This is a genomic window from Maribacter sp. (assembly GCF_049667165.1).
Classification (GTDB): Bacteria; Bacteroidota; Bacteroidia; order Flavobacteriales; family Flavobacteriaceae; genus Maribacter_A.
In genome coordinates, this window is record NZ_JBATHS010000253.1 from 1 (window position 1) to 3,968 (window position 3,968).

A 3,968-nucleotide genomic window follows, 5' to 3' on the forward strand; every position below is an offset into this window, starting at 1 on the left:
CGCGTGACCTCCTATTTCGTAAGGTTTTTTGGGTAAAGGCTTATCTTTTAAATGCTCAGGTGTTTTTGGTTGGTTCATTTGCGTTGCTAATTAGTTCGTTGTACTCCTTTAAAGGCTACCATAATTTCTTACAATACCCACGACCGTAGTCCTTCTGCTCTTGAAAGATAGTAAATACACTCCTAATTTAAGTTTAAATTCTTTATCTTGATTCATACGGGTGAGGTTAGGGGAATATAATGCTTGCGCCGATATTTGTTTGGATAAGTTCTCGTGGCATCTCGGACAATCAAATTAGTGTTTCGTCCTTTTTTATGTCCTTGTTTTAGAGGCTCGCAATAATTTACAATATATTTTAAATAAAAGACCTGATTATGAAGACCAAAGAACAACGCATCTTTTTAGTATTGATTTTAGTACTTGTGTTTACCGGCATTTCGTTTGCACAAACAACACACATCGTTACCTTACATGTCGATACCCAACAATTGAATAACGGCAACAACAAAAAGGCATTTTCTTTTTCGGCAAGCCAGGGCACTGCCGTCGAAAATAGCGACGATACCGAAGAATTTACAATCATTGTAAATGAAAATGATGAGATAGAATGGGAAGGGGTATCATCATCAGGAGCGATTGTTGATATTGAGGAAATCGAGATAATGGATGACACTACCAATCCCAATAGGGAAAAGGTGTTTAAAAATAAAAAGAACAAAGGCAAAAAAAAGAATGGGAAAAAGAAAGTAAAAGAAAAAGTAAAGGCCAATACAAAGAATAATGTCTATAAATACTTCATCCGCTTTACCATAGGAACCACTTCTTTTGAGATCGATCCTAAAATCAAGGTAGGAGGAAGTAGTTAACCTTCACGAGCCAACCGTTTTTAAGTGCAATGGGAAATATGTGTTCCATATTAATGCCATATAAAAAAAAGGCCTGTATATTATTGGCCTTTTTTTTCATGTTCTGTTCCGATATATACAGCCAGAACCAAGCTGTTGCCGATAGTCTGGAACGGACCTATACTTCCGGTAATTTTAAGGAAAAGGATCGATTAAAACTTCTGAAAGATCTTGCTGCATACCATCCGGATCCGGAGAAGTCGTTACAATTCAGTGAAGAGCTCCTTCGCGAGGCCAAAGCTTTGGATTCAACGAATCGGATTATTGAAGCCTATTTACAAAAAGGCAATGCCCTTAACCTCAAAGGGGATCTGACACAGGCTTTGGAAAGCTACTATGAAGGTGTAAAACTGGCCGAAGCGGAAGAAAGCGATAAAGATCTAGCTTTATTTTACATTGCCATGGCCGCGGTATATTCCGGCATGGGCAATACACAAAATACAATCCGATATTATAAAAATGGAATAAAAATCTTTAAAGAAAGAGGGGATTCGTTGCTTTACGCCACTTCTTTGGAGAATTTGGGGGACGAGTACAATCTGAATTTGGCCAAACCCGATTCCGCCTTACTGTTTTTTAAGGAATCGGGACCTATTTTCAAAGCCTTCGACAACAAAATCGGAATGGCCTATAATCTAGGGAATATGGGCTTGGCCTATGCCCAATTGGGGCAAAATACCATTGCCGAGGAAAACATCAGTGGCGCAATTTCGTTGCTAGAAGAACTTGGGGATTATTATCCCATCTGTGTTTATCTTACCTATATGGCAGATATGTATGTGCAGCGTGATGATTTGGACGCTGCATTTGGGTATGCGGAAAGAAGCCTGGAGCTGGCACAACAATTCGGGCTTAAAGATCAAATCAGTGACGCTAATTTAAAACTCTCTGAATTGTATGAGAAAAAAGGTGATGCCGCAGCATCGCTCAAATATTATAAACGTCATATTACGTTTAGGGATAGCGTTAAGAATATTACCGACGTCCAAAATATGGCCAACCTAGAGGTTGCCAGAAAACAGGTTGAAGTTGATTTACTGAATCAAAAACAAGAAAACCAGCGTATCGTCGTCATTGCGACGGCCATTGCCTTGTTCTTGATCGGTCTTCTGGCCTTTGGATTGTACAGACGCAATAGGTTTATACGAAAAACCAAACAAATCATTGAAGAGGAGCGGGATCGTTCCGATACGCTCTTGCTTAATGTTTTGCCTAAGGATACCGCAGATGAATTAAAGGAAAATGGGAAGGTCGTAGCCAAGAAATTTGAATCGGTAACCGTATTGTTTACCGATTTTAAGGGCTTCACCCATTATTCCGAAAATTTAGATCCTGAAAAATTGGTAGAAACCATAGGTTTTTACTTTTCCAAATTCGATGATATCATGGAAAAGTATGGTTTGGAAAAGATAAAGACCATTGGGGATTCCTATATGTGTGCCGGGGGCTTGCCGTATCCCACCAAGGACCATGCCCATAAAATGGTTTTGGCCGCATTCGAAATCATGGATTTCGTAAAAGAGGCAAAAAAGAATTCCCAAGAAGGTCAAATTCATTTCGATACCCGTATCGGGATCAATACAGGGATGGTCGTTGCAGGGGTGGTGGGCAGTAAAAAATTCTCCTATGATATTTGGGGCGATACCGTTAATGTGGCCTCCCGTATGGAAACCATGGCCGAACCAGGTAGAATAAACGTTTCGGCCAATACATACGAGCTTATAAAAGATATCGCTGATGTCGAGTATCGCGGGGAAATACAAGTAAAAAACAGGGGAATGATGAAGATGTTTTATGTGAATGCGATTAAAAATGGATCCCATAAAAAAGATTTGGTAAATAAATGAGAGGTTTCGGACAATAAATGAAGTGTTTCGTCCTACGATGAATTAGTGGTCATTTAATCTTTAGTAGTTTAAATTGTAGATCAATAAATAGTAATAACCAAATAAACTAATTAGATCATGGCTCAAGACACAAACATTACGGTCACCGTAGACACAATGAACATTAATGAAATCAATAAAAAAATGATGGTGGAATTTACTGATGATCGAAATGATCCTGTATCCGTGGTAGGTGAGCCAGAGAACTTTGAATCTATAGTTGACAAAAATCAAAAAATAACATGGACAGCTGTTGCAAAGAATGGTACAACACCGGTGTTCATAGAAAGTGTTAAAAGGGAAAGTGGTGCAGAAATAATGAAACAAATTGCCCGTGGAAACAGTCATAACACCTACAGGGCAAAAATAAAAAATAAAGACTTCAACCCGCCCAACGATACTGAAAACTATAGTATAACCATAGGTCTAAACGGTTATGAAGGGATTACAGGTGAAAACGAATACGGTGCCATTATTTTTGTTGGTAAGCAGGTAGCTTATATCGATAATTATCAGAATAATATCTGGAACAGATTCCCAGATGCTCCTTTTGAAATTGATGGGCTCTCCGGTAACAATAATGTAGGTATTGTGGCCTATGGAGGATCACAATTGGCATACATTGCCAAAGGGGGTACTTCTTGGACAACGATGGCGACTCCGCCATTTGCTATAAAAGGTATCGCTGGTGATCAATTTGGACCAGTCATATACAACGGAACACAGGTTGCCTTTTTAACCGGAACCACTCAGACCAATTGGGGTACCACACCGGCAGCTCCTTTTGAAATTGATGGTATAACCGCCACCACTGGTTATGATCCAATTATCTATTCTGGCAACCAGGTCGCCTACTTTAACAATAGTACAAATACATGGGCCATGCTTGCAGCCGCTCCTTTTGCCATAGAGGGCATATCTTGTAATTACGGCAGTGGTCCGGTAATCTATGCAGGTTCAAAAGTTGCACGAATGGACATTGACATGAACACCTGGCAAACAGTTGTCGACGCCCCAGTTTTAATCGAAGGTATTGCTGGTAATAGCGAAAAAGGGCCCATTATTTTTTCAGCTTCAAATGTTTATTATTTGATTACCTACCATCCAACACCCGTTTGGACACAAGTCGCTAATGAACCACTGGACCCTAAAACGTTTGTTATTGATCCTCGATTAA

General features: G+C 39.6%; 3 protein-coding genes. All 3 read left to right on the plus strand.

Going from position 1 to position 3,968, the window contains the following annotated elements:
• Positions 1-374 precede the first annotated feature (374 nt).
• Positions 375-866, plus strand: a complete 492-nt coding sequence (locus WBM98_RS12590) for a hypothetical protein (RefSeq protein WP_424366372.1) — start codon at positions 375-377, stop codon at positions 864-866.
• Between the two features lie 53 nt (positions 867-919).
• Positions 920-2,752, plus strand: a complete 1,833-nt coding sequence (locus WBM98_RS12595; protein WP_424366373.1) for an adenylate/guanylate cyclase domain-containing protein — start codon at positions 920-922, stop codon at positions 2,750-2,752.
• A gap of 117 nt (positions 2,753-2,869) precedes the next feature.
• Positions 2,870-3,968 (plus strand): hypothetical protein (locus WBM98_RS12600; protein WP_424366374.1); only part of this gene is annotated, 1,099 nt, incomplete at its 3' end.

Coding starts and splice junctions, on each gene's coding strand:
- WBM98_RS12590 (WP_424366372.1), top strand. CDS start 375: ATGAAGACCAAAGAACAACGCATCTTTTTAGTATTGATTTTAGTACTT.
- WBM98_RS12595 (WP_424366373.1), top strand. CDS start 920: ATGCCATATAAAAAAAAGGCCTGTATATTATTGGCCTTTTTTTTCATG.